This is a genomic window from bacterium (assembly GCA_020440705.1).
In the GTDB taxonomy this organism is placed as follows: Bacteria; Krumholzibacteriota; Krumholzibacteriia; order LZORAL124-64-63; family LZORAL124-64-63; genus JAGRNP01.
This window is the reverse complement of sequence record JAGRNP010000006.1, coordinates 32,625-56,270: the sequence shown is the minus strand read 5'-3', so window position 1 is coordinate 56,270 and position 23,646 is coordinate 32,625. Positions and strand designations below refer to the sequence as shown.

Sequence of the window (23,646 nt, the reverse complement as noted above, 5' to 3'; positions counted from 1 at the left end):
GGAGACCTCCGTGCCGCATGGTGCGGGACGTGCCCGGATGGGTCAAGGGGTTGTGCCATCGAAAGAGCCCCCCGCACCGGAGTGCAGGGGGCTCGTCCGTTCGGAAACCCGATCAGCCTACTTCATGAGCAGCATCTTCTGCATGACGCGACCGGAGTCGGTGCGCAGGCTCGAGAAGTAGACCCCGGAGGCCACGTGGCGGCCGTGCCGGTCGGTGCCGTTCCACACCGCGGTGTGCTCGCCGGCGCCCAGGCTGCCGTCGATCAGGGTCGCGACCAGGGTGCCCCGGGCGTCGAAGACCTGCAGCTGGACGTCGCCATCGGCCGGCAGCGCGAAGCGGATCTCGGTGCGCGGGTTGAACGGGTTCGGCGCGACGGCCATGGCGAGCTTCCGCACCAGCGGGGTGTCGCCCTCGAGGCTGAAGTCCTTGTCGTTCAGGCTGGCCACCGGGTCGGCGACATCGCCGGAGACGGGCGCCGCCCGCAGCATCCCGCCGTCGACGACGACCGCGGGCTCGTCCAGCCCGGCCGCGCGGCCGGCCTCGAGCCAGAGGTGGGCCGGCAGTTCGTCGGTGACCGAGAGCTGCACCCTGGCGAGCTTCAGCGGCGCGTTGCCGGTGGCCGCACGGGGCGCGGCCCAGCCGACGATGACCGTGCGGTCGGACCCGAGGTCGAGCCCGCCGCCGACCGTCTCGACCGCGTGGATCTCCACGTTGTCGCTGGCGCGCAGGGTGAACTCGCAGGCGCTGATGCCCCGCGCCGCGGCGTCGCCCTCGAGGACGACCCAGGCCTCGACCTGACGGCCGGGCGCGAGGTCCCGGGACGGGCGCAGGCCCTCGTCGTCGAAGAGCACGCCCATGCGGCCGCCGACGGCGACCTGGTCGGCGGCGACCTTGGCCGGGCAGACCGCGCCGAGGCCCGACGCGATGAGGGTGACGTCGGTCAGGTTGATCGAGCCGGTCCAGAAGAAGTCGGCGCCGTAGACGTACGTCCCGCCGTGGAAGGCGGTGGCGAAGAGGGGCACGTCGATCAGGTTCGCCGCCAGGTCGCCGTTGATGTCCGAGCTGTTGACGCGGTAGTCGAGTCCGGCCAGGCCGCCCGGGTAGGTGATGGCGCCGACCGCGGGGTCGTCGACGACCACCTGCAGCAGTTCGCCCGACGCGCTGGAGCCGCCGGCGAAGAGGGCGCCGCTGATGGTCGTGGTGCCGCTGGCGTCGGTGGGTCCGTCGGCGGCCAGGGGCTCGCACTGGTTCCAGCCGCCGGCCGACGACTGCACCGTGATCCCGGCCGCGGGGAAGCCCACGACCGGCGCCCCGAAGGCGTCGGTCAGGACCACCTTGATGGTCGCATCGACGATGGCGGGGGCGTTGCCCACGACGCCGTCCCAGTCCTGGGCGGCGCTGAGCGGATCGCCGGCGCCGTCCGGACGGGAGTACAGCGAGACGGTGCCGATGCCGGGATCGACGGGGCTGACGGCCACGTTGATGGCCGGCGCCACGACGCTGATCAGGTCGACGGAGGTCATGGTGTCGTCGCCGCAGCCGTTGGAGACGAGCAGGCTGACGGTGTACAGACCCGCCGCCGCGTAGGCGTGGCTGGGGTTCGCGAGGGTCGAGGTGTTCCCGTCGCCGAAGGACCACAGCCGGGCCGTGGCGTCGGTCGACAGGTCGGTGAAGGCCACGGGGTCGCCGACGAGGACCGTGGTCGGGGCGGCCGAGAACGCCGCGGTCGGCGGGCCGTCGACCTGGATCAGGTCGGTCAGGGTCAGGACGTCGGCGCCGCCCGGGCCGGACACCGTGAGGGAGACCGTGTAGAGGCCGGCCGCCGTGTAGGAGTGCGACGGGCTCGGGGCGCTCGAGGTGCCGCCGTCGCCGAAGGTCCAGGACCAGGTGTCGACGGTGCCCGTGGAGAGGTCGGTGAAGTCGACCAGCAGGGGCAGGCAGCCCGAGGCAGTCGAGGCGCTGAAGTTGGCGACCGGGGCCGACACGCCGCCGCCCACGGCGTCGGACGCGTTCACCATGCCGTAGCCGGTGTAGCGGTCCCAGCCGGCGCCCGACTCGACGCTGACCACGTCCATGGCCGTCGCGGTGAGCTGGTCCCAGACCTGGGTCGGCGTGAAGCCGGGGTTCTTGGACTTGATCAGGGCGCACACGCCGGCCGCGTACGGGGTCGCGCAGGACGTGCCGTTGAAGAACTTCGAGTAGTTCGTCGGATCGTAGCCGCCGGCGCCGAGGATGTCGGTCGTCGGCAGGATGGTCGGGGCGATGACGTCGACGGCACCCTGGTGGTCCTGGATGTTGACGCCGTAGTTCGAGCCCCACCAGCGCTCGCCGTCGCAGGTGTAGCCGTTGGGATCGGTGCTCACGCCCGGGTTGACCTCGCCGCTGCTGCTCGAGGAGCGCTTGCGCTCGCCGCAGGGCGACGCGGCGCCGACGCCGATGACGCGCAGGTTGTAGGCCGGGTAGTGGATCGTCCCGCCGTTGTTGTTGCCGGTGGCCGCGAGCAGGGTCACGCCTGCGTTCCAGGCGTAGGTGATGGCCGCGTCCATGGGCGCGTAGGCGGTGGTCGAGGCGCCGAAGCTCATGCTGATGATGTCGGCGCCGTTGTCGGCCGCGTGGTACACGCCGTCGACGATGTAGGAGAAGAAGAGCGAGCCGCCGCTGTCGGCGACCTTCACCGGCATGATCGTGCAGCCGCCGGCGACGCCGGCCACGCCGACGCCGTTGTCGGCGATGCCCGCCGCGACGCCGGCACAGGCGGTGCCGTGGCCGGCCTGGGCGCTGTTGTCGTCGGGATTGCTGTCGCCGTCACCGAAGTCGTAGCCGGCCATCTGGTTCAGGTCGGGGTGGCCCGCCTCGACACCCGAGTCGAGGATCGCGATGACCACGGAGCTCGAGCCGAAGCCCTGGCTGCCGTTCCAGGCCAGGTCGGCGTCGGTGTCGAAGCCGGGCGTGCCGACGGTCGTCGGCAGGGTGTGGTCGTAGGTGCCGCCCCAGTCGAGGTCCGGCAGCTGGGCCGTGTTGTCGTGGCCCCAGTTGTTGGGATAGAGCGGGTCGTTGGGCGCCACGGCGGGGAAGGCCCGCAGGTCGGGCAGGGCGAACTCGAGACCCGGGTCGGTGGCCAGCCGGGCCGCGACCGCGGGCACGTCGGCGCCGGCGCCCAGGTCGACCATGAACCACCGGCCGGTGCCCAGCTCGTCGGCCATGGCCTTGGCCGCGGGCTGCCGGAAGGCGGCGCGGATGCCCGTGGCGCCGACTTCGGCCAGCAGGGCGTCCAGGGAGGGCAGCGAGGTCGACTTGGCGACGATGTCCTTGCGCCCCTTGTTGGCCGCGAGGGGCGAGGACGCCAGGGCCTCGGGCGTGAACTTGACGAGGATCCGGTCCGGGGCCCAGGGCAGGACCGTCTCGGCGGAGGCGACATAGCCGCCCTGGACCGGAGCGAAGGGCTGCGGCGCGGGCGCGGCCGCGGCCGCCAGGGCGAAGGCGAAGAGGAGCACCGCCGTCAGGACGGCGCTGCGGGCAAGCGTGGTCTTCAATGTGGTCACCTCGTCGGGGCTGATGATGCTTGATCAATCGTGAGGACAAGTCAGTGTAGCAAATTGAGGTTTCAAAACAATACCCAATTATTCACGTTATTGTGATCTTTCGCCACCACGCCCCGGCCGGCCCCTGGTCGGGCCCGCCGGGGCGACGGCGTCCGCGGTCCTATTCCACCGGGATCGTGCCCGGCGCCAGATCGATCGTCAGGGTCATGCTCACCGACTCGCTGTAGGAAGCCGTGCCCTCCCGCCCCATGGAAAAGGCCGTCCCATTGCCCAGTTCCAGCCCGCGGGTCTCGTTCGGCTGCGTGTCGAGGTGGACGTACACGTCGTAGGTCCCTGCCGGCAGGATGCCGTCGAAGGCGTTGCCCTGGGGCACGTCGGTGCAGGCATGCCCCGCCCGGGCGCACAGGGGGTAGTAGGATGCATCCCAGCTGCCCCGCCGGTGGATGTCCACGCCCCCGAGGTCCGGCATGTCGGCCTGGGCGTTGAGGTGGAACGAGCCCCCCTCGACGCGGAAGGTGAACCCGGCGTAGGCCGTGCCGTCGATGGCGTTCGCGAAGCCCCAGTAGGTGTCGGTCTCCGGCGGGGCGTTCTGCACCTCCACCCGCATGGCACGGCTGGCCGACGCGGAGATCGTCCGGGTCGTGCCGGCTCCGCCCACGACGACGGCCGCCGCCCCGGTGCCCGTCACGTTCATGGTGATGACGTTGCCGCCGCCCCAGTCGTAGCTGCCCGAGTTCTCGTAGTCCACGGCGGCGGCCGCGCCCTGGTCGCCCTCGACGGTGCGGCCGTCGGAGGCGAGTTCGTCGTAGAAGACCTGGCCGATGATCCGCTGGGGACTGAGGATGTGCCCCCGCACTTCGTGCGAGGTCAGGGCCTGCGAACTGACGAGGGTGAAGGTGACCGGCGAGCTCGAGGCGGCCGCCACGTCGGACGCCCGCCGGCCGTGTCCCGCGTCGACGGCGATGTCGATGGTCACGGAGGTGCTGCCGCTGTCGAGGGTCACGATGGTGTCGAATCGCCCGTCGCCGCCGGTCGTGCCCGTGGCCGGCGAGGCCGTGCCGCCGGAAGTCGTGCAGGCCACCTGCGCGCCGGCGACCCAGATCGTGTCGCCCGTCGCCGTCACCGACCCGACCCGCACCTCCAGTCCGTTGGCACCGCCCGGGGCGATGGACGGATTCATGGACGAGACCGCGAACACGGGCAGCGCCACCTCGACCGATCGGGTCGGGGTGACCGGGATGTCGTCGCCGAAGGCGCCCGCGTTGTAGGTGTAGCCGGGGATCTGGACGAGGGAGGTGACCTCGGGCCCGCTGTTGATGCTCGCGAAGATCCGGCCCTCACCCGCGCCGTCCGTGGCGGCCCGCCAGGCCAGGATGCCGCCACCGTTGGCGTCGATCACGGTCGGCGTCAGGGAGCGCGGCGAAACGTAGCGCGCGTCGGTCACCTCGACGCTCCAGCTCATGGGCGGGATGCTCGCCACGTCGAAGGCCAGGTCGGCGTCCGGATACATGCCCGCGTAGTTCGCGAGCAGCCCGCGGAAGATCGACAGGAAGTAGTCGATGGTCTGGATCAGGGCCACCCGCCGCGGGTGCCCGGACGGGAGGTCGTCCGGCAGCACGCCGATGGCGTTGAGCACGAGGTCGACCAGGTCGAGGGTCGTGATCGAGACCGGTTCGTTCACCCCACGCAGCGTGATGAGCGTCGTCGGCACCTCGCCGGGCGCCACGAACGCCTCGCCGACCTGCAGGTCGAAGGCGTCCACGTGGGCCGGCAGGTAGCCGAGCGCCACCTTGTTCACCGCGGTGTCGATCAGTCCGAGCACGGTGCCGATGGTCCCGGCCAGGGCGAGACCGGGCGCCGCCGCGGTGCCGCCGACCCCCACGAAGGAGATTCCCCCGACGATGGTGCCCATCCAGGTGCCCCAGGTCGCGTTGGTCCGGCCGATGACCTGCTCCCCCACGTCGCGGATCATCACATAGAGCTGCATGCGCGCGGCCAGATCGCTGTCCGTCATGTCGGCGGATTTCGCCGCCGACCCGGTGCGCGCGACGGCGCGCGACTCCTGCGCCAGGACGGCGAAGCCCGCCGCCACCTCCTGCAGCATCGTCTCCAGGCCCGACGCCGCCAGGATCCCCTCGAGGTCCGCCAGCGCCGCCGGATCCTCGGCCGCCAGGGCCGCCACCAGCGAGACGAGCGAGGAGTCGGCCGACCCGGCGATCAGTTCGCGGGCGGCCCCCGCCAGGGCGGTCGCGTAGCCGTGCTCGAGGCTCGGCGCCGGCAGCAGGGCGCCGCTCACCGTCTCCAGATCGTCGACGATGGCGCCGAGGGCCGTGGCGGTCCGGCTGACGGCCCCGGGCGCGGCCGGCAGGGCCGTGACGGTGAAGGCGGCCGCGGCGACGCCCGCAGGCTCGCCGTCCCGCAGGATCGTGACGTCCAGGGCCTCGCCCGTAGGTCCGGCCAGGTGGCCGTCGGGGGCGACAAAGAGGGGGATCGCCGCCAATGGGGTGCCGTCGGCCGCGAGCGAGACCGCTGCGGGCCGGCCGCCGATGGTCGCCCCGATGCGTCCGGGAGCGACGCCGGTCAGATCGAGGCCGGCCACTTCGATGACGGTTCCCACCGGCCCGGCGGCCGGGGTGACCGTCAGGGCGACGGGCGCGGCGCCGGGGCGGCCGGGATCGTCGCTCCCGCCGCAGGACGCGACCGCCAGAACGACGAGAAGGACGAAGGCGAGGGCTGTCGGCCGAGGGCTGAGGATGGTGCGGGTGGTCATGGCGGTCCTCCGGGGGTTGGGGCTGCGGCAGAGCCGGCCGTTTCCCCCCAACGCGCAGAACGCGGGGTTTTCCCGACACGGCCCGGCCGCCCGCACCTCCACTGGACGCCGCCGCCGCCCTGGACTAACGTGCCCCGGTTCCCGTTTCCCCGCCGCTTCCCCGCAACAGGAGCCGTCGCCCATGACCACCGCCCCGCTACCCGAAACCTACCGCCGCGCCCTGCGCACCCTGATCCGCTTCGCCGCCGCCGCCGGCATCGTCGGGCTGCTGGTGGGCATCTCGTTCCAGGAATCGGCCAGGAAGCTGACCTGGGAAATGGCCGGACCCGGCCTGCACCTGGAGAGCCTGCTCACCCTGGCCCTCTCCCACGGCCACATCTTCACCATGGCCGTGATCATGCCGCTGGTGCTCGGCGGCGCCCTCGTGCTCGCACGCCAGGCCGGCGGAGCGGAACTCGGCCCGCGGCCGCTGGCGGCGCTCGTGTGGGGCTACCTGCCGTTCACGGTGGCCTCGCTGGCGCTGCAGCTGGTCAAGGGGTACCACATCCTGCTGGCGGTGCGCGGCGGGCAGCCGGACCTCGCCGCCGTGGACGCGGCCTTCCTCGGCGGGTCCCACGCCCTGCGCTACGCCGTCTACGGCGTCGTCCACGCGGGCATGGGCATCACGCTGGGCATCTTCCTGGTGGCGTTGTGGCGCAGCCTCGGGAAGGGGCGCGCGACCGCCTGACCCGACCGACGGCCTCAGCGGATCCGGTAGCAGATGACCTCGAGGGGCTCGGGCTCTTCCGCGTCGGCGGGCTCGGTGGCCGCGTCGTTCTCGACGAGCGACGTGCCCGTGCCGCGCTGCACGACCAGCAGGCCGTCGCCCACCAGGTAGCAGAACCCCTCGCGGATCTCGTGGCCCAGGGGCACGATGACCTCCCGCACGAACTCCCCGTCGGGCGCGAACACGTCCCACGTCTGCAGCACGCCGTCGGGCTGGTCGTTGGCGCCGTGGGGCGTGAGCACCCAGACGTCGCCCGTGTCCGGATCGACCATGATGCGCCCGACGGCCTCGTCCGTGTCGCAGATCTCCCAGGCGTCGTCGTTGCGCTGGCCGTTGACGTTGATGATGGGGCCGGCGCGGTCCTTGTCGGCGGCGGTGCGGCGGCGCGGGGCCAGCTCGCGCCCGAAGCGGCGCAGCTCGCGGCCGCCGCGGTCGACCACGGAGATCACGTACCGGTCGCGCTCGAGGGGCACGAGGATGTGCCCGTCCGGATCGATGGTCCAGCGCCCGTCGAAGTAGTAGTCGGCCGCCTCGTCCCACAGCCGGCCGGTGGGGTCGATGGGCGTGCGCCGCGGGAGGATGCGCGTGAACTCGCCCGTGCCGTCGGCGTCCGAGACGGCCAGGAAGCGTTCGGTGTAGCTGGTCTCCGGGGTGTCGAAGACGAGGCGGCCGCCGGTGGCGGCCAGCAGGCCCGGTCCGGAGCGCAGGCTGATCATGACGCCGATGTTGCCGTCGGACGGTTCGCCGATGGGATAGCGCGTGGCCACCGGGGCGCCGTCGAGGGTCAGGGTGACCATCTTGCCCGGGAAGCCCGACCCGATGCCCACCAGATCGCCCGGCAGGAAGGCCAGCCCGATGGCCTGGCGCACCTCGCCCGGCCCGTCGCCCTCGCGGCCGAGGGTGCGCCGGTGCGCGCCGTCGGGCCCGAAGACCTCGACCTGGCAGAGCTGGTTGTCGAGCACCATGATCTCGCCGTTCGGGTGACGCAGGATGTCGTTCAGGCGCCCGAAGAGGACGTCGCCGTCGTCGCCCCCGGCGCGCCACAGCTCCTCCAGGGCGAGGGTCACGACGCCCCCGCTCGGTGGCCCGGGGGCGATGCGGGTGGGGACGTCGTCGGCGCGGGCGAGCACGGCCGAGGACAGGCACAGCAAGAGGGCGGCGGCGGTCTTCATGGTTCTCCTCCGGAAGGGTGGGGCCCGCAGCGCGCGGGGCTGCGGAGGCGCCGGGGCAGCCCTTCGGCAGGACCACCCCGGCAGGGTTTGCGGCGACGGCCACGGCGCGGGCGGGTTCAGCCCACGCGGCCGTCGCCGTCCACGTCCAGGCCGTGGATCTCCTCGAGTTTCCGCACCAGCTTGCGGATCGTTTCCTGGGTGGCCTCCAGGCCCCGCTCCAGTTCGACGACCCGCTCCTCGAGGGTCTCGGTCTTCTTGTGCTGGCCGTAGACGATGCCCGACTGCACGATCTCCCACAGGAATCCCATGTTGGTCCTTTCGGTGTCCGGTTCCGACGAGGGGCGACCGGGTCGCCGCCTTGATTTCCCCGCATACGAAGACGGGCCGCGACTGTTGCCCGGGGTGATGCCGCCGTCCCCGATCTCTCGTATCGTGTCCGGATGCGGCGGCCACGGGTTCGCCGCCCTGGAACGACCATCCACCCCTGCCCAGGAGAAATCCATGCGCAAGTTGCTCGCTCTCGCGGCCCTGACCGCCCTGCTGGTCGGCGCGCTCCCCGTGCTGGCCCAGGACGCCCAGATGGACCCGCAGGCCATGGAAGAGATGATGTACAAGCTCGCCACGCCCGGTCCGCAGCATCAGCTGCTGGCGAAGCTGACCGGCGAGTGGAAGACCACCATGACCTCCTACATGGACGGCCCCGAGCCCACCACCAGCACCGGCACCTACCGGGGCGAGGCCGTCCTCGGCGGCCGCTACTTCGTGGGTCACCACACCGGCATGGCCATGGGCCAGGACTTCGCCGGCATGAACGTCGACGGCTACGACAACAGCACGCAGCAGTACTTCAGCATGTGGATCGACAACTTCGGCACCGGCTACTACCTGGCCCACGGCCAGCTCGACGCCGACGGCAAGACCCTGCGCCACGCCGGGGACATGACCTTCGGACCCATGACCATCCCCTCGCGCTCGGAGACGGTCTTCGTCTCGGACGACAAGGTCACCTTCGCCATGTGGCACACCATGGAGGGCCAGGAGATGAAGGCCATGGATCTGGTCTACGAGCGGGTGAAGTAGGGCGGCTGCCGCCGACCTCAGTCGCGCGGTTGCACGAGGCGCAGGGTCCGGCCCCCGGGGGTCGGGCCCTGTTTCGTCACGGACCCGTCGGGCCAGGTGACGGCCAGCGAGTCGACGGGCGCGGCGCCGAGGCCGAAGTGGAGGCGGGACGGCGCCTGGGACTGGTAGCCGCCGCCGCCCATGGTCTGCTGCCGCAGCAGCACCCGCCCGCCGGCGAAGACGCGCACCGTGGCGCCGACGGCGCGGGTGTTCGCCCCCGCTCCGCGCAGATCGACGGCGAGCCAGCCGGCGCCGGTCTCCAGGCGATTCTCGAAGCAGCGCAGGTGGCCGCCGAAATTCCCCTGCAGCAGATCGAGGTCGCCGTCGCCGTCGAGGTCGGCCCAGGCCGCCGATGCGCCCGGCACCTCGGCGACGCCCGCCGCGGCGCCGTCCTCCTCGAAGCGGCCGTCGCCGAGGTTCAGGTAGAGGCGGCTGGGCTGCTCGGACACGGCGAGGAAGAGGTCGAGGTCGCCGTCGTTGTCGCAGTCGCCCCAGCCCCCGCCCCGGCTCGCGCCGGCGAAGGCCAGGCCTGCCGCCGCGGCACCCTCGACGAAGGTGCCGTCGCCGTTGTTGAGGAAGAGCCGGTCGGCCGAGAGGTTGCGCGCCACGAAGAGATCCAGGTCGCCGTCGCCGTCGGCGTCGCCCCAGACGGCTCCCGTGCTGTCGCCCTCCTCGAGCATCCCGGCGGCCGCGGTGACGTCGGTGAAGCCCGCGCCCGCCTCGTTGCGGAAGAGGCGGTCGGCGCCGTCCTTGTTGGCCACGAAGAGGTCCAGGTCGCCGTCGCCGTCCCAGTCGCCCCAGGCGCCGGTGGCGCCGTGCCCCTCGTCGTCCACCCCGAGCGCGGCGGCGACGTCGGCGAAGCGGCCATCTCCCAGGTTGCGGTACAGGCTGTTGGGCAGGAGCCCGAAGTTGATCACCGCGAGGTCGAGACGGCCGTCGCCGTCGAAGTCGCTCCAGGCCGCGCCCCAGGTCACGAGGGTGTCGGACAGGCCGGCGGCGGCCCGCACGTCGGTGAAGCCGTCCGGATCCTGGCGGTACAGGGCGTTCGGGCCCACCCGGCCCACGAAGAGGTCGAGGTCGCCGTCGCCGTCCCAGTCGCCCCAGGCCCCGCAGGCCGAACGGCCGGCGGGATCGTTCATGGGCCCGGGGACCTCCGCGAAGCGGCCGTCGCCGAGATTGCGGTAGAGGCGGTCCGGACCGTCGAGCACGGCGATGAAGATGTCGGGCCGGCCGTCGCCGTCGTAGTCTCCCCAGGCCACGCCGCGCTCGGCGCCCGGATCGGCCAGGCCGGCGGCGACAGTGATGTCGGTGAAGGGCGGGGCGGCAGCCGGCGCGGCGCTGGCGCTCAGGCCGAGAAGGGCGAGCCCCAACGGCAGGAGTCGGGCGCGGCGGCGGACGGCGCGGCGGAATCCGCGCGCCGCCGGGAATCCGGCTTCGCCTCTGTTCGACATGACCGCTTCGCCCTTCCTCGCGGGTGGTGCCCCGTCGCGGCGGGCAAGATAGTCCCGCGGCCGGTTCGCCCGCAACGGGCCGTGGACGGGCCCTGCGGGACCGGGTCGCGGCCGGAACCCTCCGGACTCAGCGGTACAGCGCCTTCACCCCGCCGAACGAGGCGGATTCCGCCCCCACCACCGCGCAGTCGCCGTTGATCGTGGCCATGGGCAGGTTCCAGTCCCCGGTGCTCGGGGACAGCACATGCTCCCCACCGTCGGGGTCGATGTAAACGGACGGCCTCAGGTAGAACTCCACCTCGGTCGGCACGAGGAACGTCAGGCTGACCTTGCGGACGATGACGACCCCGTCGACGGGCGCCAGCGGCGGGCTGCAGGTCTGGTCGAGTTGGGCGTCGATCCAGCCCGTGCAGTAGAGCGACGTCTCGATGCAGTCGAAGCACCCGTCGGGCAGTCCCCGCGAACCGGGCAGGACCGGGCCTTCCAGGCCCGTGGGGAACTCGGCGTGCCGTTCCCCGATGACCCTCCTCACCGCCGCCGTCGGGTTGGTGATGAGGTAGTAGACATCGACCGTCCCGGCGGTGCCGACCGTGGCGCAGGTGGTGTCCGCGGTCGCGTCGAAGTAGATGCCGATGGCGTCGGGCGTGGGATCGATGATCGCGCCGGCGGCGGCCGGCAGCAGCAGGAAGATGATCGGCAGGAGCGTTCTGGTCATGGCTTTCCCCCTTGCATGAGCCGTTTCGAAGGGGTGATGCTAGCCGACCCGGGCAGCCCTGTCAATCCGGCCGGGCCGCGCGCCGGTCGAGCGGCGGCGTCGCCGCCGGCCGGTTACGACTCCGAGCCCTTGGGCGCCCAGTTGAACGACACCCAGCTCTTGGCCAGCGGATCCATGAACAGGTACTCGCGGTCGGGCAGCATCTCCTCGTCGGCGAGCACCGTGTCCATGCCCTTGGGGTCCGGATCCTCGCGCGAGATCTCGCGGCGGTAGAGCGGCGTGCCCTGGTTGGGCTTGATCAGCAGCACCGGCGCCGCCTGCGCGGCCGTGAACCACAGCGTGCCGCCGGGGCAGTTGAGCAGGGCGACCCCGCCCTGGTCGAGGATGTCCTCCAGCTGCAGCCGGGCCCGGCGCCACGGGAACAGCGCCGCGAGCGGCCCCATCCGCAGGCGCACGCCCCGGCGCGTGGAGCCCGAGCCGTGGGGCGTGACCGAGGACAGCGACCGGCTGATGAACACGGCACCGGACGGCGCCGGGAAGAGCGTCCGGCAGAGGGCGTAGGCCGCCACCGCGAGGATCGCGGCCACCACCAGCCAGGCGCGCAGGACGGACCACACGGCCCAGGGGTTGTCGGTGAAGGCGACCACGAGCGGCGCCGTGGGCCAGGCGGCCGGATCCACGGCGGGCAGCTGCAGCACGAAGTGCCCGGAGTGGCGCCCCGGCGCGACGCGGGCCGGGATGACGACCGCCACCTCGACCGGGCCGAGCAGGGGTACACCCACGGCCCCTGTATCGACGCCCGGTCGACCGGGAACCAGCTGTGCGCCGGCCACCACGAGGCGCGGCCGCTCCGCCGGGGCGGGCCCGTCGCCGCTCTCCGGCCCGTCCCAGACGAAGGTCAGCACCGCGCCGGACGTGCTCAGCTCGTAGTGGCTCGACTGCAGGTCCAGCGTGAACGGACGCGGCTGGATCCGCAGCAGCACGTAGAGGTTCAGCGCGAAGAACAGGGCCGTCAGCAAGGCCAGCAGTGCGAAGACCAGACCGATGCGCGCGGCCGCCCGGCGTCGGGCGAGCGCCAGGGCACCGGCGTTCGGCACGAGGGAGGTCATCATGGCGCATCCCCCCTCAGGCCGGCCGTCCAGCCCGGCGCGTGCGGGACGCCCTCCAGCGAGAAGCCGGGCAGGCGGCGCCCCTCGCCGTCGGTCACCACCAGGCGGGTCAGGGACTCGACGGCGACCGGACGCGACTGCGCCGGGTCGCGCACAGGGATCCCCAGGCTCAGCAGCGTGTCGAGCCGCACCGTGACCAGCGCCGGGCCTTCGCTCAGCCGGGCCACGGGCAGGGCGGCGACGTAGGTCGCCCGGGGGCCCTCGCCGCTTTCCACCGCCAACGCGAAGTCCAGCGGCAGGACCTCACCCGAATCGCGCCGGATGGAGCCGGGCAGCTGCGCCGGCAGGTTGCCGTACACCTCGCCGCCCGCCACGGCCGTGCCGTCGGCGAAGCGGCACATGTAGAGCCGGGCCTCGGGCAGTTCCCCGGCCGAGCCCTCGCGGCACACCGTGGGCACGGCCAGGGTCCAGCCGTAGCTCGGTTCGAGATAGACCGACGCCTGCACCAGGTTGCCGCCGCCCGGCACCAGGACCCAGTCGCCGGCGGTGTCGTCGGCCAGCACGCCGGTCCAGAAGCGGCCCCGGCCGGCGAGATCGACGGCGCGGTCGCCGCGCACCAGCCGCAGCGACTTCAGCGGCGCGTCGGCGGCGGCCTGCACCACGAGGGCGCGGGTGTCGTCCGGCACGCGGAAGCGCGTCCCGCCCGGCGCGATCTCCAGCGCGCTCATGTGGAACCAGCGGGCGAAAGCCGCGACGAAGTGGCCGGCGAGCTCGTCGGCGCTGCGGCAGTGGGTCACCCCCGGCTCGGTGCCCCAGAAGCGGGCGTTGGCCTCGTCGCCGGACAGCATCCGGCGCACGGCCACCAGGTCGGAGCGCCACGGTCGCGTGTCCAGGTAGATGGGGAACCACGCCAGCGGCGCCGCCTCGTCGCCCCCCTTCCCCGCCACCGGGAAGCGGGCGTCCAGCAGCCGCCCGAGGCGTTCGGCGACACCGGCGTCGATGTCGAGGTTCGGAGGCATGTCGGACTTGTTGATGGGCTTCTCGCCCGCGCGCCGGTCGAAGATCGGCGGGCCGCCGACCGCCGCCAGGGTGGCGGGCACCTCGCCGCGCCGGTCGCAGCTGCGGTAGCGCTCGCGCACGGCCGCCGAGAGCAGCGGCGTGAAGCAGGGATGGGGATCCATGGCGCCGTCGGTCATGAAGAGCACCGCCGGCGGACTCGGCGCGTCGGCCACGAGGTCGGCCACGGCGTCCAGCGCCGCGGCGTAGTCCGAGTCCTGCGCCCGGCGCGGATCCTCGCCGGCATCGCCGCCCCACGCGAGGGGCCGCCCGAGATAGCGGACGAGGCCGTCGGTGAAGCGCCGGCGGTTCGCCTCGGTCACCGGCAGGAAGAGCTCGCCGTCGCCGCTCCAGTCGATGGTCTGGGCCACGGTGCCGAACAGCACCACGGCGATCCCCGCGCCGGCAGCGTCGTCCCCGGCGATCTCGCGCCACATCCGGACGTAGCTGTCGAAGAACCGCAGCGCCGCCACCGTCTGCAGGCGCCCGGGATCAGCCGGCCGGTTGACGACGCCCATGCTGCCGGACACGTCGAGCACGAGCACGGCCCGCGGCGCCGCGAGGCGGGGCAGCCAGGGCGCGGGCGGAGAAGGCGGGAGCACGTCGGCGATCCGTTCCGCGTCCGAGGCCGGCGCCACCGGCAGCCGCAGGAAGTGGATGGCCAGGACGGCGGCCGACAGCAGGGCCGCGGCGAAGATGCCGCTGATGATGGTGTTGGACTTGATGCGCATGATGCAACGAATAAGCGATTCGGCGCCGGATTCCAATGGAAGTTTCCGCCGAACCGGATTCGGTCCCGCCGGGGCTCCCCGCCCGGACGGGCGCGGCCCGGGTCGGAAAGACCCGGGCCGCTGCCTGCTCCGACGCGGATGGCGGCTACTTCATGAGGGTCACCTTGCGGGTCGCGATCCGGTCACCCGCCCGCAGGCGGATGAAATAGGCGCCCGAGGACACGCCGCGGCCCGCATCGTCGCGACCATCCCAGCGGACGGTCTGCTCGCCCGCGGACATCGCCCCGGCCACGAGCGTGCGCACGTGCCGGCCCTGCAGGTCGAGGACATCGACTGCGGCCGGTCCGTCCTGGGCCAGGCTGAACCGCACGAGAGTCGACGGGTTGAACGGGTTGGGCACCGCCGCCGCCAGGCGGAAGGCGGCCGGCAGCGCGTCGTCCCCCACCCCGGAGGCCGCCAGCAACTGCGCCTCGTTGCTCGGCTCGCTCTCGTTGTCGTGGATGTCCCGGGCGGTCACGCGGTAGTACCAGTCGCCGCCGGCCAGGGCCGGATCGACGAACGTGGTGTCGGTGGTCGTGCCGATGAACGTGGCCGGGCCGGGCACGAACCCCGGCGTGGCCGAGCGATACAGGCGATAGCCCTGCAGGTCGGGCACACTGACGGTGCCCGGCGACCAGGCGAGCAGCCCGTCCGGCGCGACCCAGCTGGCCGAAAGCGCCAGGGGCATACCCGGCGCCAGATTGTCGACCGAATAGCCGGCCACGATGTTCGACTCCCAGAAGAAGAACTGGCTGGCGTGGGCCAGGATCTGGAACTCGGTCCATACGATGCCCGCCGCGGTCGAATCGGCGTAGGTCGATGCGTCGTAGGCGTAGGACTCGCGCAGGTACGGCGTGACGTGGTCCAGCAGCAGCCAACCGGCGGCCAGCCGCGCGGCGGCGGCCGCGGGGGCCAGACCGGTGACCTCGGCCACGTGCGCCGGATCCTGGTCCGCGCCGGTCGGCGCCAGGCCCTTGGCCCCGCCGCCATAGCGCTGCCAGACGGTGTAGTCGCTGATGTCCATGTAGCTGTAGTCGTCGAGATAGCTCCGGTCCCAGTCCAGGCGCACGCGGCCGCCCTGGTCCTGGGGCAGATCGGTCACGGCGGTGAGGGTCGGATTGGCGAAGCCGAGCCGGCCGTGGTAGCCGATCCGCTGGGCGAAGAGATTCTTGTAGTAGCCGAACTGGTAGGAGGTGAACCCGACGATCATGCCGCCGGCGCCGTCGGCCACGGCGGCCGGTTTGTCGTCTTCGGAGTTGATCTGGCTGATCGGCGTCCCCGAGTAGTCCCACATCCTCGCACCGGTGGGGCTGAGGCGCTGCCCGTAGATGTCGCTGTTGATGTTCCGCAGGTCCTCCCAGGCGACGAGCAGTCCGCCCGTCCCGTCGAGCGCCAGGCTCGGGTCGTACTGGCTGCCGGCAGCAGGTGCGACGAGGGTACCACTGCTGGCGAACTGGGCATTGCCTCCCGCACCGAGGTGCTGCGCGTACAGCTGGTAGCCGGCGTAGCCGTTGTCCCGCGCGTCGCGCCAGACCACGAAGACGCCGCCGTTGCCGTCGCCGATCGCCGCAGGATCGTACTGCCAGATGCCGGGATCACCGGATACGTAGGTATACCAGTAGGCGTCTCCCAGCGCGGTGTACCGCGCGCACTGGACGTTGTAGGCCGGCGCCTCGTACCTGCGGTTGACCAGGAAGAACTCCGAGCCGATTCCCGCGGGCACCAGGACGGGGTCGATGTCGGTTTCGGCGCCGTTGACGTACAGGCGCTTTCCGTCGACCGACCACAGGGGCGAGCCGTTCGCCGCCAGCCGCTGCCCGTAGATGTCGTAGTCCGTGCCCGAACGGTAGTCGGCCCAGGCCACGATGGCCCCGCCCGCATCGTCGGCGCACACGACGGCCTGGTACTGGTTCTGGACGGCCCCGCACACCGCCACGCCGCTGGCCCCCCACTGCCGGCTGCCGCCGGCATCGAAACGCTGGGCCCAGATGTCGTTGTTCGACGAACCGTAGTTGCGGGAATCCTGCCACACCAGGAAGGCCCCGCCGGCGCCGTCGGCTGCGATCTGCGGATCGGAGGTGGAGAACGTGGCCGGACCGGCGATGGCGGCCGTGCCGCCGGGCCCCCAGAGCAGGCTGCCGGTGCCGCTGATGCGCTGGACCGACTGCGGGTAGAACGTCCCGCCGGCAAGGTAGCTGTAGACCACCAGGACGCCGCCGGCGCCGTCGGAAACCGCCTCGAGCGAAGCGAGGCTCGACGTCGGGGTGCCGTCATGGACCAGGACCGCCCCTCCCCAGACCAGTTCGCCCTGATGGTCCACCCTGCGGACCAGCAGATCGTAGGCGCCGTCCCCGCCGTCGGGGGCCTGCTGGTAGATGACGAACGCGCCCCCGGCACCGTCGGCGACGGTCCTCTGGAGGCCGCATCCGGCGGGGGTGACGTCGATGGGGTTGCCTGTGTAGGGGTCGTGGGGCCATTCGGCGCGGACGGGCGCCGCGGCCAGCAGGCCGAGAACGATGAAGGTGGTGATACGGGGTTTCATGGTCGAGCCTCCCTCTGGTCGGACGGTGGGCCGGGACTGCTCGACGACTATACCGGATAATTTTAGTTTTGGATAGATGGCAGTCCGCTCGCCCCCTTCGGCCCGCCCCCCGCTCTCACTTCACCACCACGCTCACCAGCTTCCCCGGCACGTAGATCGTCTTCACGACGGTCTTCCCATCCGTCCACGCCCGGATCTTCTCTCCGGCCAGCGCCTGGGCGATGATCTCGTCCTGGGCGATGTCCGCCGGCACGTCCAACTGGTCGCGCACCTTGCCGTTGACCTGCACCACGACGGTGATCAGGTCCTCGACCAGGTAGCGCGGATCGGCGGTCGGCCAGGTCGCGTAGGCCAGCGATTCGCCGTGGCCCAGCTTCTGCCACAGCTCCTCGGCCAGGTGCGGCGCATAGGCGCCCAGCATCACCACGAAGGGCTCGAGCACGGCCCGCGGCCGCACCTCCAGCGCCGTCATCTCGTTGACGAAGACCATCATCTGGCTGATGGCGGTGTTGAAGCGCAGGTCGTCGGTCATGGTCGTCACGGCGTCGATGGTCCGGTGCAGCACCTTGAGGGCGTCGTCCGCCGGGGCGACGTCCTGCACGGCGGGCAGCAGCGCGTCGGTCTCGTCGTCGCAGTACAGGCGCCACACGCGGTCCAGGAAGCGGCGCACCCCCTCGATGCCCTTGGTGTTCCAGGGCTTGTCGCGCTCCAGCGGGCCCAGGAACATCAGGTACAGGCGCAGCGCATCGGCGCCCTGGTCGGCGATCACGTCGTCGGGGTTGACGACGTTGCCGCGGCTCTTGCTCATCTTGTCGCCGTTCTCGCCCAGGATCATGCCCTGGTTGCGCAGCTTGCGGAACGGCTCGGTGGTCGAGACCAGGCCCAGGTCGAACAGCACCTTGTGCCAGAAGCGCGCGTACAGCAGGTGCAGCACGGCGTGCTCGGTGCCGCCGAGGTACAGGTCGACCGGCCCCCAGTACTTCTCCAGCTCGGGATCCCACGCCTGCTCGGAATTGCGCGGATCCATGAAGCGCAGGTAGTACCAGCACGAGCCCGCCCACTGGGGCATGGTGTTCGACTCGCGGGTGGCCTTCTGCCCCGACACCGGATCGTCGATCTCCATCCACTCGGTGATGGTGGCCAGCGGGCCCTCGCCCGTGCCGGACGGCTCGTACCTCTCGACCTCGGGCAGGGTCAGGGGCAGCTCGTCCTCGCCCATCAGGCGCACCGATCCATCCGCGAGCTTCAGCAGCGGGAAGGGTTCGCCCCAGTAGCGCTGCCGCGAGAACAGCCAATCGCGCAGCTTGAAGTTGATCTTGCGCTCGCCCAGACCCTTTTCCACCAGCCAGTCGGTCATGCGGGCCTTGGCTTCCGCCACGCCCATCCCGTCGAGGAAGCCGCTGTTGATGGCCGGACCATCCTCGGTGAAGGCCTTGCCCTCCCACCCCGCGGGCACCTGCACGGTGCGCACGATGGGCAGGTCGAACTTCTCGGCGAACTCCCAGTCGCGCTCGTCCTGGCCGGGCACGGCCATGATCGCGCCCGTGCCGTAGCCCATCATCACGTAGTCGGCCACCCAGATGGGAATGCGCTCCCCGTTGGCCGGATTGATCGCGTACGCGCCGGTGAAGCAGCCCGTCTTCTCCTTGGCGATCTGGCGGTCGCGGTCGCTCTTGGCGGCGGCCTCGGCCTTGTAGGCGGCCACGGCCCCGCGCTGGGCGTCGGTGGTGAACCGGTCGACCCGCGGGTGCTCCGGGCTCAGCACCATGTAGGTGGCGCCGAAGAGCGTATCGGGGCGGGTGGTGAAGATGCGCAGTTTTTGATCGTGACCCTCGACCGCGAAATCGACCTCGGCCCCCTCGCTGCGGCCGATCCAGTTCCGCTGCAGGTCCTTGATGTACTCGGGCCAGTCCAGGTCCTCGAGGTCGTCCAGCAGCCTTTGCGCATAGGCGGTGATCCTCAGCATCCACTGCTTCATGGGCTTGCGGATCACCGGGTGGCCGCCCACCTCGCTCAGGCCGTCCTTCACCTCTTCGTTGGCCAGCACCGTGCCCAGCGCGGGGCACCAGTTGACGGCCATCTCGCCCTCGTAGGCCAGACCCTGATCGTACAGCCGGGTGAAGATCCACTGGGTCCAGCGGAAGTAGTCGGGATCGGAGGTGGCGACCTCGCGGCTCCAGTCGTAGCTGAAACCGAGCATCTTCAACTGTCGCTTGAAATTGGCGATGTTCTGCTTCGTCGTCACCGCCGGATGCGTGCCCGTCTTGATGGCGTGGTTCTCCGCCGGCAGGCCGAAGCTGTCCCAGCCCATGGGGTGCAGCACGTTGTGCCCGGTCATGCGCTTGTAGCGCGCGACGATGTCGGTCGCCGTGTAGCCCTCGGGGTGCCCCACGTGCAGGCCGTTGCCGCTCGGGTAGGGGAACATGTCCAGCACGTAGTACTTGGGCCTGCGGGCGGCGTCGCCCTCGCCGGGGTTGGGCGCCCGGAAGGTCTCGTGGGCGTCCCAGTGCTGCTGCCATTTGGGCTCGATCTTCGCCGGATCGTAGGCCATGTCGGATCACCTCGGAAAGCGGGTTCAGGACGGGTGAAGGGGGGAATATGGCGCATCGGGGCATCCGAGGCAATAATGGGGTGGTCCGACCCGATCTCCGGCCCACCCCGACCGCCCAGGAGTTCCATGTACGACCGCCCCTACTTCAAGGACGAGGACCCCGCGGCCGTGCGGGCCTTCATGACCGCCCACCCCTTCGTGCTGCTCGCCGGCTGCGACGCCGACGGGCGCCCCGTGGCCACCCAGGTCCCGGTCTTCACCGACGAGCGCGACGGCCGCCTCGTCCTGACCGGCCACCTGGCCAAGGCCTCGGACCACCACAAGGCCTTCGCGGCGAATCCCCGGGTGCTGGCGGTGTTCACCGGCGCCCACACCTACGTCAGTGCGTCGTGGTACACCGAGCCCGGCGTGGGCTCGACCTGGAACTACCTCAGCGTGCACGCCCGCGGCACCATCCGGCTCTTCGGCGGTGACGAACTGGCCGCGGTCATGCGGCGGCTGTCGCTGCACTTCGAGAACGGCGACGAATCCTCGCCGACCTACTTCGCCAACCTGCCGGACGCGTACAAGGCGCAGTTCCTGCCCATGATCTCGGGGTTCGAGATCGTGGTCACCGAGCTCGACCACGTGACCAAGCTGAGCCAGAACCGGGATGCGGCGAGTTTCCGGAACATCAGGGGGAAGCTGGACGCCCAGGGCGGAGACGCGGCGATCATCGCCGGGGAGATGAGCAGGCGCGAGGCTGGACTCTATCCGGAGGCCGACCCCGAAGCCTGAATGTCTTCGCCACGGGGGTCTGGCTACAGATCCCCGAAGTGCTCTTCCCTGCAGTCCGGGCAGATCCCATGGCTGAATCGGGCGCCGGTGTGGCTGGAAACATAGGCCTCGACCTGCTGCCAGTAGCCCTGGTCGTCGCGGATCTTCTTGCAGTGCGCACAGATGGGCAGGATGCGCTGCAGGGCCTCGATCTGGTCGAGGGCGCTGCGAAGCTCGCGGATGACCTGCTCGCGTTCGAACTCGGCCTTGCGCTGGGCCGTCACGTCGACCATCACGGTCAGCAGGTAGGTGCGGCCCTGGCCCCGGATCACCTCGCCCGAGAAGAGCCCGTCGTGCACGTTGCCGTCCCTGCTCCGCACCTGCAGGGGGACGTCGCGGATCACGCCGTAGCGGCTCATCATGCCGCCGGCCTGCCGGAAGGCTTCCGGGTCGACCGCCATGTCGAGGTCGAAGACCGTGCGCCCGACCACGTCGTCCGGTTCCCAGCCGAGCACCCGCGAATAGGCGGCGTTGATCTCCAGGAACCGCCGCGTCTCGCCGTCCGAGAGGGCCATGGGAGCGGGGTTGACCCGGAACACCTTCTCGAACTTCTCCAGCGCCTCCTGCTCGGCCGACAGGTTCTTGCACAGGCCGAAGATGCAGTCCTGGCCGCTCCAGCGGCCGAACCACACGCGCGTCTCCACGGGCACGATGCGGCCGTCCTTGCCGCGCAGGGGCAACGGGCAGGACTGCCGCCTGCCGTCCAGCATCTCGCCGAGGATGGCGACCGCCTCCTCGCGGCACCACTCGGGGTGGATGTCGGGCACCGCCATGTCGAGCAGTTCCGCCGGCGTGAAGCCGAGAATGCGCGTGGTCGCCGGATTCGTGTACACGATGCGGCCCTGCCGGCTGGCGATGAGCACGATCTCGTCGATCGTCTCGATGAAGGTGCGGAAGTTGCGGTCGTCGCCGAGATGCGGCGGAGTCGGGTGGGGAGCGCTCAAGGGTCACCTCGGGATGCGGAACATGCGACCAGGCCGCGTCCGCCGAACGGCGCCGCGGCCCCTGCCCTACAGAAAACCCTAGCACAAGCGGGGGGCCCATGTCGACTCCCGGATCCGGACCCCGCTGCCCCGCCTGCAACAATCGCCGGGGGCGGGCGTAGTGTCGCCGCCCCCTTCACGATCCCCGCACCCAGACCAAGGAGCCCGTTCATGAAACGCGTTCTTCTCGTGGGCCTCATCGCCTGCAGCGCCCTGGCCGCCCTGGCCGGCTGCGGTGGCGACGGCGCCGACACGCGCCAGGCCGCCGCCGACCCCGCGGCGACCGGTCCCGCCCCCCTCCTCGACCGCGAACTCTTCTTCGGCGACCCCGAGATCAGCGGCTCGCAGCTCTCGCCCGACGGCCGGTGGATGAGCTTCATCAAGCCCTACAACGGCGCCCGCAACATCTGGGTCAAGGCCGCCGACGCCCCCTTCGACGCGGCCAAGCCCGTGACCGCCGACGAGCGCCCCGTGCCCGGCTACTTCTGGAGCCGAGACAGCCGCCACCTCCTGTACGTGCAGGACCGGAACGGCGACGAGAACTTCCACGTCTGGGCCGTCGACCCCAAGGGCGCCATCGTGGCCGAGACCGGCGTGCCCGTGGCCCGCGACCTGACGCCCGTCGACGGCGTGCGCGCCCAGATCCTGTCGGTGCCCAAGAGCGCGCCCGACGTGCTCATGGTGGGCCTGAACGACCGCGACCCCAGCTACCACGACATCTACAAGGTGAACATCGGCTCGGGCGAGCGCGTGCTCGTGCGGGAGAACACCGAAAACGTGGGCTTCTGGGTCTTCGACAACGAGGGCGAGCTGCGGCTGGCCTACCGGCCGCTGCCCGGCGGCGGCGCCGAGATCCTGCGCGTCGACCTGCAGGGCCTGACCCAGCTGGCCACGGCCACCTACGAGGAGAACCTCTTCCCCGTGGCCTTCCATCCGGACGGCAAGCACTGCTGGATCCAGACCAATCGCGGCGAGGCCGACCTCGACCAGCTCATGCTCATGGACATCGCCAGCGGCGAGATGAAGCTCGTCGAGAAGGATCCCGAGAACCAGGTCGACTTCGGCGGGGCCGTCTTCCACCCCCAGACCGACGAGCTGCTCGCCACCTTCTACGTGGGCGACCGCACGCGCGTGTACCCCAAGACCGAGATGGCGAAGAAGCTGTGGGCCGACCTGAAGCAGGCTCTGCCCGACGGCGAGATCGGCGTCACCAGCATGGCCGACGACATGAGCCGCATGCTCGTCGCCGTCAGCAGCGACGTCGACCCCGGCTCGGTCTATGTCTTCGACGCGGGCACCCGCCAGGCCACCCTGCAGTACCGCTCGCGGCCGGACCTGCCGTCGAAGGACCTCGCGCACATGAAGCCGGTCCAGTACCAGGCCCGCGACGGCATGACCATCTACGGCTACCTGACCCTGCCCAAGGGCGTCGAGGCGAAGAACCTGCCGACGGTGATGTACATCCACGGCGGCCCCTGGGCGCGCGATTTCTGGGGCTACGACCCCTACGCCCAGTTCCTGGCCAACCGCGGCTATGCGGTGATGCAGGTGAACTACCGCAGCTCCACGGGCTACGGCAAGCACTACGAGAACGCGGGCAACCGCGAATGGGGCACGGGCGCCATGCAGCACGACATCACCGACGCCGTGCAGTGGCTGATCGCCGAGGGCTACGCCGACCCGGCCAGGGTCGCCATCTTCGGCGGCAGCTACGGCGGCTACGCCACCCTCGCGGGCGTCACCTTCACGCCCGACCTCTACGCCTGCGGCATCCCCTACGTGGGACCGAGCAACCTGATCACGCTCATCGAGAGCTTCCCCGAGTACTGGAAGCCCTTCCTCGAGGGCTCGTGGTACAAGAAGGTGGGCAACCCCGAGGTCGAGGCCGACAAGACCGACCTCATCGCCCGTTCGCCGCTCTTCCACAGCGACCGGATCAAGGTGCCCCTGCTGGTGGTGCACGGGGCCAACGACCCGCGCGTGAAGCAGCACGAGTCCGACCAGATCGTGGTCTCGCTGCGGGAGAAGGGCAAGGACGTGGAGTACATCGTGGCGCCGGACGAGGGCCACGGCTTCCGCGCCCCCAACAACCGCAAGGCCCTGGCGGTGGCCATGGAGAAGTTCCTGGCCAAGCAGCTCGGCGGTCGCTGCCAGGAGGACGTGACCCCCGAGACCCAGGCCCGCCTCGACGAGATCACCGTCGACGTGAGCACGGTGACGCTGGACGGGACCGACGGGGGCTGATGCCCTGCCCCGGGCGGAGCCGTCACGCCGGGAAGGCCG

At 71.2% G+C, this 23,646-nt stretch carries 15 protein-coding genes; 4 read left to right on the top strand and 11 right to left on the bottom strand.

Annotation, left to right across the window (positions count from 1 at the left end; translation table 11 throughout):
- Positions 1–117 precede the first annotated feature (117 nt).
- Together KDM41_02165 and KDM41_02160 are read right to left on the bottom strand one after the other, a co-directional pair.
- Complete coding sequence (locus tag KDM41_02165; protein ID MCB1182208.1) at positions 118–3,534, bottom strand: S8 family serine peptidase; 3,417 nt, start codon at positions 3,532–3,534, stop codon at positions 118–120.
- Positions 3,535–3,703: 169 nt separating this feature from the next.
- Positions 3,704–6,313 carry a hypothetical protein gene (locus KDM41_02160; GenBank protein MCB1182207.1) on the bottom strand — a complete coding sequence of 870 codons (2,610 nt, stop codon included), beginning with the start codon at positions 6,311–6,313 and terminating at the stop codon, positions 3,704–3,706.
- A 181-nt stretch (positions 6,314–6,494) separates the two neighbouring features.
- On the opposite strand from KDM41_02160, the gene KDM41_02155 reads away from it, so the two are divergent.
- On the top strand, positions 6,495–7,040 hold the full coding sequence (locus KDM41_02155) for a hypothetical protein (GenBank protein MCB1182206.1): 546 nt from the start codon (positions 6,495–6,497) through the stop codon (positions 7,038–7,040).
- Positions 7,041–7,054: 14 nt separating this feature from the next.
- Here KDM41_02155 and KDM41_02150 read toward each other — a convergent pair whose 3' ends face one another.
- The gene (locus KDM41_02150) at positions 7,055–8,251 is read right to left on the bottom strand and encodes a hypothetical protein (protein MCB1182205.1); all 1,197 of its coding nucleotides are present in this window, start codon (positions 8,249–8,251) and stop codon (positions 7,055–7,057) included.
- A gap of 116 nt (positions 8,252–8,367) precedes the next feature.
- A complete protein-coding gene (locus tag KDM41_02145; GenBank protein MCB1182204.1) occupies positions 8,368–8,559 on the bottom strand; it encodes a hypothetical protein in 192 nt (63 codons plus the stop codon).
- Positions 8,560–8,752: 193 nt separating this feature from the next.
- On the opposite strand from KDM41_02145, the gene KDM41_02140 reads away from it, so the two are divergent.
- Positions 8,753–9,331: a DUF1579 family protein gene (locus tag KDM41_02140; protein MCB1182203.1), complete on the top strand. Its 579-nt coding sequence runs from the start codon at positions 8,753–8,755 to the stop codon at positions 9,329–9,331.
- Positions 9,332–9,348: 17 nt separating this feature from the next.
- On the opposite strand, the gene KDM41_02135 is transcribed toward KDM41_02140, so the two are convergent.
- From KDM41_02135 to KDM41_02110, 6 genes are all read right to left on the bottom strand, one after another.
- Positions 9,349–10,821 carry a CRTAC1 family protein gene (locus KDM41_02135; GenBank protein MCB1182202.1) on the bottom strand — a complete coding sequence of 491 codons (1,473 nt, stop codon included), beginning with the start codon at positions 10,819–10,821 and terminating at the stop codon, positions 9,349–9,351.
- A gap of 127 nt (positions 10,822–10,948) precedes the next feature.
- A complete protein-coding gene (locus KDM41_02130) occupies positions 10,949–11,536 on the bottom strand; it encodes a hypothetical protein (protein MCB1182201.1) in 588 nt (195 codons plus the stop codon).
- 113 nt (positions 11,537–11,649) lie between these two features.
- A complete protein-coding gene (locus KDM41_02125; protein ID MCB1182200.1) occupies positions 11,650–12,648 on the bottom strand; it encodes a hypothetical protein in 999 nt (332 codons plus the stop codon).
- The gene (locus tag KDM41_02120; GenBank protein ID MCB1182199.1) at positions 12,645–14,432 is read right to left on the bottom strand and encodes a hypothetical protein; all 1,788 of its coding nucleotides are present in this window, start codon (positions 14,430–14,432) and stop codon (positions 12,645–12,647) included. Before KDM41_02120 ends, KDM41_02125 begins: the two co-directional genes overlap by 4 nt.
- 145 nt (positions 14,433–14,577) lie before the next feature.
- Entirely contained in the window at positions 14,578–17,013 is a 2,436-nt protein-coding gene (locus KDM41_02115) for a T9SS type A sorting domain-containing protein (GenBank protein ID MCB1182198.1), read from the bottom strand.
- Positions 17,014–17,128: 115 nt separating this feature from the next.
- Positions 17,129–19,564 (bottom strand): leucine--tRNA ligase, encoded by a 2,436-nt coding sequence (locus KDM41_02110; protein MCB1182197.1) that lies wholly within the window; start codon positions 19,562–19,564, stop codon positions 17,129–17,131.
- A 126-nt stretch (positions 19,565–19,690) separates the two neighbouring features.
- Between KDM41_02110 and KDM41_02105 the strand changes: the two genes are divergently transcribed.
- Positions 19,691–20,341 (top strand): FMN-binding negative transcriptional regulator, encoded by a 651-nt coding sequence (locus KDM41_02105; GenBank protein ID MCB1182196.1) that lies wholly within the window; start codon positions 19,691–19,693, stop codon positions 20,339–20,341.
- 23 nt (positions 20,342–20,364) lie between these two features.
- On the opposite strand, the gene KDM41_02100 is transcribed toward KDM41_02105, so the two are convergent.
- Positions 20,365–21,324 (bottom strand): PAS domain S-box protein, encoded by a 960-nt coding sequence (locus KDM41_02100; GenBank protein ID MCB1182195.1) that lies wholly within the window; start codon positions 21,322–21,324, stop codon positions 20,365–20,367.
- A 210-nt stretch (positions 21,325–21,534) separates the two neighbouring features.
- Between KDM41_02100 and KDM41_02095 the strand changes: the two genes are divergently transcribed.
- Positions 21,535–23,607 carry a S9 family peptidase gene (locus KDM41_02095; protein MCB1182194.1) on the top strand — a complete coding sequence of 691 codons (2,073 nt, stop codon included), beginning with the start codon at positions 21,535–21,537 and terminating at the stop codon, positions 23,605–23,607.
- Positions 23,608–23,646 lie beyond the last annotated feature (39 nt).

Excerpts from the sequence above, each read along its gene's own strand:
- KDM41_02160 (MCB1182207.1), bottom strand. The coding sequence starts at position 6,313 with ATGACCACCCGCACCATCCTCAGCCCTCGGCCGACAGCCCTCGCCTTC.
- KDM41_02155 (MCB1182206.1), top strand. The coding sequence starts at position 6,495 with ATGACCACCGCCCCGCTACCCGAAACCTACCGCCGCGCCCTGCGCACC.
- KDM41_02150 (MCB1182205.1), bottom strand. The coding sequence starts at position 8,251 with ATGAAGACCGCCGCCGCCCTCTTGCTGTGCCTGTCCTCGGCCGTGCTC.
- KDM41_02145 (MCB1182204.1), bottom strand. The coding sequence starts at position 8,559 with ATGGGATTCCTGTGGGAGATCGTGCAGTCGGGCATCGTCTACGGCCAG.
- KDM41_02140 (MCB1182203.1), top strand. The coding sequence starts at position 8,753 with ATGCGCAAGTTGCTCGCTCTCGCGGCCCTGACCGCCCTGCTGGTCGGC.
- KDM41_02135 (MCB1182202.1), bottom strand. The coding sequence starts at position 10,821 with ATGTCGAACAGAGGCGAAGCCGGATTCCCGGCGGCGCGCGGATTCCGC.
- KDM41_02130 (MCB1182201.1), bottom strand. The coding sequence starts at position 11,536 with ATGACCAGAACGCTCCTGCCGATCATCTTCCTGCTGCTGCCGGCCGCC.
- KDM41_02125 (MCB1182200.1), bottom strand. The coding sequence starts at position 12,648 with ATGATGACCTCCCTCGTGCCGAACGCCGGTGCCCTGGCGCTCGCCCGA.
- KDM41_02120 (MCB1182199.1), bottom strand. The coding sequence starts at position 14,432 with ATGCGCATCAAGTCCAACACCATCATCAGCGGCATCTTCGCCGCGGCC.
- KDM41_02115 (MCB1182198.1), bottom strand. The coding sequence starts at position 17,013 with ATGAAACCCCGTATCACCACCTTCATCGTTCTCGGCCTGCTGGCCGCG.
- KDM41_02110 (MCB1182197.1), bottom strand. The coding sequence starts at position 19,564 with ATGGCCTACGATCCGGCGAAGATCGAGCCCAAATGGCAGCAGCACTGG.
- KDM41_02105 (MCB1182196.1), top strand. The coding sequence starts at position 19,691 with ATGTACGACCGCCCCTACTTCAAGGACGAGGACCCCGCGGCCGTGCGG.
- KDM41_02095 (MCB1182194.1), top strand. The coding sequence starts at position 21,535 with ATGAAACGCGTTCTTCTCGTGGGCCTCATCGCCTGCAGCGCCCTGGCC.